We start from the raw sequence: 7,096 nt of genomic DNA, 5'->3' as shown, positions 1-7,096 counted from the left end.
GACGCACCCTGCCCGGGCTCCTGCTGGCCACCGGACAGTTCCTCCCCGTCACCGACATCCACCGCCTGGCCCGCACCTCCAGCCTCACCCGCCTGGTCATGAACTCCGACGGCGAAGTCCTCGACGTCGGACGCAAAGCCCGCCAAGCCACCAGAAGGCAACGCCGGGCCATCCTCGCCCGCTACACCAAGTGCATGGTCGACGATTGCGCCCTGCCCGCCCACCTCTGCCAGATCGACCACGTCATGAACTGGTCCGACGGAGGCGCAACCGACCTGCGCAACCTCGGGCCCACCTGCCAGTTCCACAACCGCGACCGCTACCGCAACCCCCAGAACTACCGGCTCCACCGGGTGGGCAAGGACCGATGGGGATTCACCTACATCGGCCCCCGAGCCCAACGCCTACAAGCCGGATAACACCACCGCGCGCGCCAAGGGCCCGTGGGGGTTCCACTACATCGGCCCCGCCCGATGCGTGTAGGGCCGCGTGACACCACCAGAGCGCGCAAGGGGCCGGTAGGGGGTTCCCCTACGCTGGCCCGTCCGATCGCGTGCGGGCCGGGTGACACCAACAGCCCGGCAAGGACCAGCGGAGATTCACCTACATCCGCCCCCAGAGGCCATCAGACCGGCGGGACCAAGCACCACCAGTCGACGGCCTCAGGCTCCGGCGGCCTTGGCGGCACGGACCTTGGCCGCGGGCCGGGCCTCTGAGTCGGTGCCGGGCGGCCCCGGACGCAGGACGGCGCGCAGTTCCCGGTCCTTGCTGACCGAGCGCTGGTAGGCGGCGACGTCTTCGCCGCCTCGGTGCTGCGCGGAGCATGGTCGGCGTTAGGCGGCGAGGCGGGTGATCGCGGCGACCGACCGGTCCACGTCCGCCTCGGTCGTGATGGCGTTCGACACCGAGATCCGCATGAATCGGCGCCCCCGCCAGGTCGTACCGCCCGCCCAGCAGGTGCCGTCCGCCTGCACCGCCGCCACCACCCGGTCGGTGCGCACGTCGTCACCGAACCCGACCAGCACCTGGTTGAGAACCACCTCGTTCGCCACCTCGAACCCGGCCGAGGTCAGGCCATCGGCGAACCGGCGGGCCAGCGCGCAGCAGCGGCCGACCAGTGCCGCAACCCCATCGCGGCCCAGCTCCCGCAGCCCGGCCCACACAGCGAACCCCCGAGCCCGGCGCGAGGACTCGGCGGTGAGGTCCGCTCCCACCGGCACGCCCCCGCCGGAACCGACCAGGTACGCGGCGGTGTAGGACATCGCCGCCGCATGCACCTCGGGACGGGCGCAGAACGCGAAGGCCGAGTCATAGGGAAGATTCAGCCATTTGTGACCGTCGCAGGCCCACGAGTCCGCCAGTTCCAGCCCGTCCACCAGGTGGCGGGTCCCGGGGCTCGCCGCGGCCCACAACCCGAATGCCCCGTCCACATGCACCCACCCACCGTGCCGGCGGACCAGCTCGCACGCCTCCCGGAGTCGGTCGCAGGCACCGGTGTTCACATTGCCGGCCTGGAGGCACACGATCGTGGGCCCCGGAGGACCGGCTCGCAGTACATCCCCGAGCGCCCCGAGGTCGACGGCGCCATTCGGCCCGGCGGGCACCGGCTCCACCACGTCCGCTCCGAGGCCGAGCAGACGCAGCGACCGGTCGATGGTGCCGTGCCGCTCCTCACCGGCGATCACGCGGATCGGCGGCGCCCCGAGCAGGCCGCGCCGTTCCACGTCCCAGCCCACGTCCGCCAGCACCTGGTGCCGGGCGGCGGCGAGCCCGGCGGTGTTGGCCGCCTGGCAGCCTGTGACGAAGCCGACCGATGCCGACGCCGGTATCCCCAGCAGTTCCTTCAGCCAGGTGCCGGCGGCAGCCTCGGCCGCGATGGCGGCCGGCGAGGTGACGGCGTTGGTCGCGACCTGATCCCAGCCGGCGGCGAGGATGTCGGCCGCGGTCGCCGCCGGCAACGCGCCGCCGACGACGAACCCGAAGTATCGTGGGCCGGCGCTCGCGATGAGGCCGGGCTCGGCCGCGGCGACCAGGTCCGCCAGCACCTGCTCCGGTGGGGAGGGGGCGGAGGGCAGCGGGCCGGAGAACGCGTCGGCCAGCGCACTCTGGTCGATCGACGCTCCGACCGGCCGGTCCGGCAACGACCGGCGGTAGTCGGCCGCGTGGTCGGCGGCCGATCGGAACAGACGACTCAGTTCCTCCACCGACGCACCTTATCCCCGACCTCATCGGCCGCGCTCTCGATCATGGCCCTGACCGGAATCATCTATCTTTGGCCGAATCGACAACGTTCCAGCTCGACGGGTGAACGCACTCATCGCGAGCGGAAGCGGGATCACCGTCAGGAAGGGACCCGATCGGCGAGAAGCTGTCGAAGGCTCTGGATCTCCTCACGCAGGGCCGCCACCTCGCTCAGTACGGCCTGCTCGTCGCTCGGGACGGCCTGCTCGTCGCGGCGTTCTTCGCGGTTCTCCTCTTCCATGGCGTTGACCACGACGGCGATGAAGAGGTTCAGCACCACGAACGTGCAGATGAGCACGAACACCACGAAGTACAGCCAGGCTGACGAATGGGTTTCCATCAATGGTCGCGCGATGTCCGACCATGCGTCCCCGGTCATCACCTGGAACAGCGAGAAGAGCGACTTCGGCAGGTCCCCGAAGTAGTCGGGCGCGGCGGTGCCGTAGAGCTTGGTGCCCATGACGGCCGCCACATAGAGCACGAGTCCGAGCAGCAGCACTATCGATGCCATGCCCGGCACGGCGTTGAGCAACGCCGAGACCACCCGCCGCAGGGACGGCACGACGGAGATCAGCCGGAGCGTTCGCAACACGCGCACGGCACGCAGCACGGACAGGCCGCTCGCCGTCGGCAGGAAGGAGATCGTGATGATGAACGTGTCGAAAACGTTCCAGGGGTCGAGCAGGAAACGCAGCCGATAGACATACACCTTGGCCAGCAGTTCGACCACAAATACGTACAACGCGCAGTGATCCACGAAGTGGAGCAGATCGCCGTATCGGGCGACGGCGGACGGTGAGGTCTCGACTCCGAGCGTCGCCGCGTTGATGAGGATGACCCCGATGATCGCCTGCTGGAACCGCCGTGACTCGATGATTAAGCGGACGCGCTCACGCACACATGGCTCCTGGGGGTACGACACGAGATCGCCCGAGAGCATAACGGACACCGCCGGTCCGAGTGATCGACATGTCCATATACGGCGGCTCCCTGCACGCCGGTGCAGGTCGAGCGGGCAGAGCGTCCCCTCGGGGGTCACCGTCACGCAGGTCACCGGGGTGCCCTTCAGGAGCCCGCGAACGCCGCACACGCTCGACATCCAGTTGGGCACGGGACGCCGACATACCGTCACCGCCTGGCAGTGCGCCGAAACACCGTCGTCGACGGACAGGGCACCGTGCACCGGACCGCCCCAGCGGCTCCTCGCCCCTCCCCCACGGCACAGCTTCAGGACGCGACCCTCACAGTGGGCGGCCCCGACACCTCCCGAAGCCGCCCCCGAAGTCACCCCGGCGCCCCCTCGCCCGGTGGCCTCGCGACGCGACCCTCACAGTGGATGGCGCCCCCGAGACCGCCCCGCCCCCGGGACCAGCCCAGTGCCTGCTCGCCCGTCCCCGTGCTTCTCAACGTGAACGGCCCCGGCACCTCCCTGGACAGCTCCCCCGGTCAGCCCCGTCCCCTCACCTGATGACTCCTCGGCACGGGGCTCGCACGGGACGGCCGCGGCGTTGCGAGGGGACAGGGCGAGGCGGACGCGGGGACAGAGGGCAGCCGGGGACAGGGCGAGGCGGACGCAGAGACGGGGGCCGCGGGGACGGAGAACGCGGGGACAGGAGACGCGGGGACGGGGCGATCGGCAGGGGGATCAGGTCATCGCGAGTAGTGCTCGACGACGAGTTGCTCGTCGACCGGGACCGCTATCTGCTCGCGGACGGGCTGGGAAACCAGAGTGAAGCGCAACTCCTTGTGGTCGACGGACAGGTAGGGCGGGATGCGGTCGTCGGCGTAAACCCCCTCGGAGGCGGCCACGAAGGGATGCATCGTGCGGGACCTCGGCCGAACGCCGATCACCTGGCCGGGCTTCACCAGATAGCTCGGAATGTCGACCTTGCGGCCGTCGACGGTGATGTGCCCGTGGTTGATGTACTGCCGAGCGGCGTAGATCGACGGGGCCAGCCCCGAGCGCAGCACGAGTGACGCCAGCCGGGACTCCAGGATGACGACAAGTTCCTCGCCGGAGCGACCCGGCCGGCGCAGCGCGAGGTCCCAGTACCGGCGGAGCTGCTTCTCCGACACGTCGTAGTACCAGCGCAGCTTCTGCTTCTCCAGCAGCCGGATGCCGTAGTCGCCGACGTTGCGGCGGTTCGTCTTGCGTCCGTGCTCGCCCGGCGGGTACGGACGCGCCTCGAAGTACCTGACCGCCTTCCGGGTCAGCGGGACGCCCGCCCGACGGGAAAGCCGCACCTTGGGACCTGTGTAGCGCACGTTCACCTTCCTGTGGTTAGGTAAGCCTAATTAAGGCAAGCCTAACCTTATAAGGAGGGGTCATGCACCCCGTGGAAGCTCCCCCGATCGCGGAGCGGATCCGCACGCTCGCGGCCGTGGCCGCCGCCACGCACGTCTCCGTCGCGGGCGCCCCTCACAGCGGCGCCCCCAGTGGCGCGACGCGCGGCGGAGTGGACGCGGCCGGCCGCCCAGTGCTGCTCGTCAAGCCCGGCGAGGTCCTGTACGGCGTCGCGGCGGACGAGGTGGTGGTGACGGTGGACCTGGTGGTGACGCGCGACACGGGCGGCAAGGACTCGCCACGGGGGTTGCTGAAGATCCAGGGGTGGGCGCAGCCCGTACCGGACGACGAGGCGAGGGCTACGGCGGTGTCGATCGCGGACCGCTGCCCCGACCATGATCTCCTCGCCGCCGTCGACGCGGCGGAGCGGCGCACGCCACCCACACAACCGGCGCCACCCACACAACCGGCGCCACCCACACAACCGGCGCCACCCACACAGCCGGTACCGACCACACAGCCGGTACCGACCACACAGCCGGTACCGACCACACAGCCGGTGCCGACCAGAACGCCACCGCCACCCACACAGCCGATGCTGCCCGCATCACCGGCATCATCGACATCGCCGGCATCATCGGCATCGCCGGCATCATCGGCATCGCCGGACGGCGTGGCGGCTCCGCGGCTGTTCCGAGTGGACGTCGCCCAGGTCGTCTATCTGACCGGGCAGGAGTCAGGGGTGCTCGACGCGGAGAACTATCTCGACGCGTCCCCCGACCCGCTGCTGGACGCGGCCGAGCGCATCCTGCGGCACGTCAACGAGTGGCACCGCGGGCAGCTCGCGCGGGCCGTCGGGCATCTGCTCGGGGAGCCGGCCGGCGCCGATGTGTGGCTGTGGGAGCTGGACCGTTATGGCGCTACCGTCTGGTCCGGCCCCGACCGGTTGATCCGGCTGCCCTGGCCCTCGCCCAGTGCCGACGCGGCCGAGCTGGAACACGCCCTGAGCTGCGTCCTGTGCCCGCGTGAGCCGTAAGCGGGACCGCGCCCGCGTGGCGGGCCGCGCCGCGCCGCCGATCAGGCCGAGCGGCAGCCGCGCGCTGAGCCGCACGTCGCGCGGCAGAGCCCGGGAACGCGTCCGGGGCGGGGTTCGGAGACGCTCCCGCTAGGGGGTGCGGGTTCCGTCGATCGCCTCGGGCGACAGGACGTGGTCGATGACCATGAGGGCGCACCCGGTGATGCCGGCACCGGGCCCGAGCCGGCTGCGCTCGATGCGCAGGCTGCGGGTGGCGAGCTGGGTGGACCTCTGGTAGACGATCTCGCGGACGCCCGACACGAGCGGCTGGAACATCTCGGCCACGTCGCCGCCCAGCACGACCACGGCCGGGTTGAGCAGGTTCACCGCCGTGGCGATCACCTCGCCGAGTCTGCGTCCCGCCTGCCGTACGATCGCCATGGTCTCGGCGTCGCCCGCGCGGACCAGCGCGGTCACGTCGGCGAGCGACGTCACGTCGCGGCCCTTGTCCCGCAGGTCGCGCAGGATGGCGGTGCCGCTGGCCACCGAGTCGACGCAGTCGATGTTGCCGCAGCGGCAGAGCACTCCCCCGCCGTCCCTGACCGGGATGTGCCCGATCTCGCCCGCCGCTCCGAGCGCGCCGCGGAGGATGCCGCCGCCGGAGATCACCCCGGCGCCGATGCGGGTGGAGACCTTGACGAACAGCAGGTCGCCGAGCTCCGACGCGTACGCCACGCGGTGCTCGCCCATGGCGATGACGTTGACGTCATTGTCGACCAGGACGGGGACGGGGAACCGGCTCGCGATGACGGGCGGGATCACGACGCCGGTCCAGCTCGCCATGACGCGGGCGCTCTCCGTGCGACCGGCGGCGAACTCGACGGTGGCGGGGACGCCCAGGCCGACGCCGACGACGTCGTCCCTGCCGTCGAGCAGCTTCTCCCAGGTGTCCATGACCAGCGGGAGGACCACGTCGGGCCCCTCCTCGACGTCGATCTCGACGTCCGTGCGCGCGAGCGCCTCCCCCGACAGGTCGCAGACGGCGATCTGGGTGCGCTTGGCGCCGAGCGAGGCGACCAGGACCACGCCTCCGGCGGCGTTGAAGCGCAGCCGGACGGGCGGCCTGCCGCCGGTGGACGGCCCTTCGGCGTCCTCGACGATCAGGCCGCGTTGCAGCAACTCGGCGACCCGGTGCGCTACGGCGGGACGGGACAGCCCGGTCACGCGGCCGATCTCGGCGCGGGTCACCGCCTCCCCGCTCCGGACGAGCTGGAGGACTTCACCGGTAGTAGCAAGTCGTGACATCGTGCGAAAGTGAAGCACATCTAGCCACCGAAGTACAACGACTTATTCATTTAGAGTTACAAAACTCGGTTGATGTTGTGCCTAACTTCCGGCTACTGTCCCACTTGTCCCCGTTTAGTCCCTCCAGGAGCAACAGCCCCAGATGTCTGTGTCCCCCCGCACTCCCCTGCCGGCGCCGGAGATCGCCGCGACCGACGCCGACCCCGCGCCGGCGACGGCGTCCGCCCCGGCCGGCGCCCCGGGCGGCACCC

Annotated in this window: 6 protein-coding genes; 2 read left to right on the top strand and 4 right to left on the bottom strand. The window is 70.7% G+C overall.

The window, feature by feature from the left end; genetic code table 11:
• Nucleotides 1-419: HNH endonuclease signature motif containing protein (locus AWQ70_RS36975; RefSeq protein ID WP_084518221.1), on the top strand; the 419-nt coding region annotated here is incomplete at its 5' end.
• 414 nt (nucleotides 420-833) lie between these two features.
• Here AWQ70_RS36975 and AWQ70_RS36970 read toward each other — a convergent pair.
• The 3 genes from AWQ70_RS36970 to rpsD form a co-directional block, all read right to left on the bottom strand.
• Nucleotides 834-2,204: a pyridoxal phosphate-dependent decarboxylase family protein gene (locus AWQ70_RS36970; RefSeq protein WP_067186868.1), complete on the bottom strand. Its 1,371-nt coding sequence runs from the start codon at nucleotides 2,202-2,204 to the stop codon at nucleotides 834-836.
• Nucleotides 2,205-2,341: 137 nt separating this feature from the next.
• Nucleotides 2,342-3,352 (bottom strand): ion transporter, encoded by a 1,011-nt coding sequence (locus AWQ70_RS36965; protein WP_306303437.1) that lies wholly within the window; start codon nucleotides 3,350-3,352, stop codon nucleotides 2,342-2,344.
• Nucleotides 3,353-3,891: 539 nt separating this feature from the next.
• On the bottom strand, nucleotides 3,892-4,506 hold the full coding sequence (gene rpsD / locus AWQ70_RS36960) for a 30S ribosomal protein S4 (protein ID WP_067186873.1): 615 nt from the start codon (nucleotides 4,504-4,506) through the stop codon (nucleotides 3,892-3,894).
• 62 nt (nucleotides 4,507-4,568) lie between these two features.
• Here rpsD and AWQ70_RS39710 point away from each other — a divergent pair, with 62 nt between their 5' ends.
• A complete protein-coding gene (locus AWQ70_RS39710; protein ID WP_157530960.1) occupies nucleotides 4,569-5,561 on the top strand; it encodes a DUF2470 domain-containing protein in 993 nt (330 codons plus the stop codon).
• A gap of 129 nt (nucleotides 5,562-5,690) precedes the next feature.
• Here the strand turns inward: AWQ70_RS39710 and AWQ70_RS36950 are convergent, their stop codons facing one another.
• Nucleotides 5,691-6,845, bottom strand: coding sequence for an ROK family transcriptional regulator (locus AWQ70_RS36950; protein WP_067186870.1), 1,155 nt, complete (start codon nucleotides 6,843-6,845; stop codon nucleotides 5,691-5,693).
• Nucleotides 6,846-7,096 lie beyond the last annotated feature (251 nt).

The sequence above is a fragment of the Microtetraspora niveoalba genome, from assembly GCF_001570405.1.
Lineage (GTDB): Bacteria > Actinomycetota > Actinomycetes > Streptosporangiales > Streptosporangiaceae > Microtetraspora > Microtetraspora niveoalba.
This window is presented reverse-complemented; position numbering and strand designations above follow the sequence as displayed.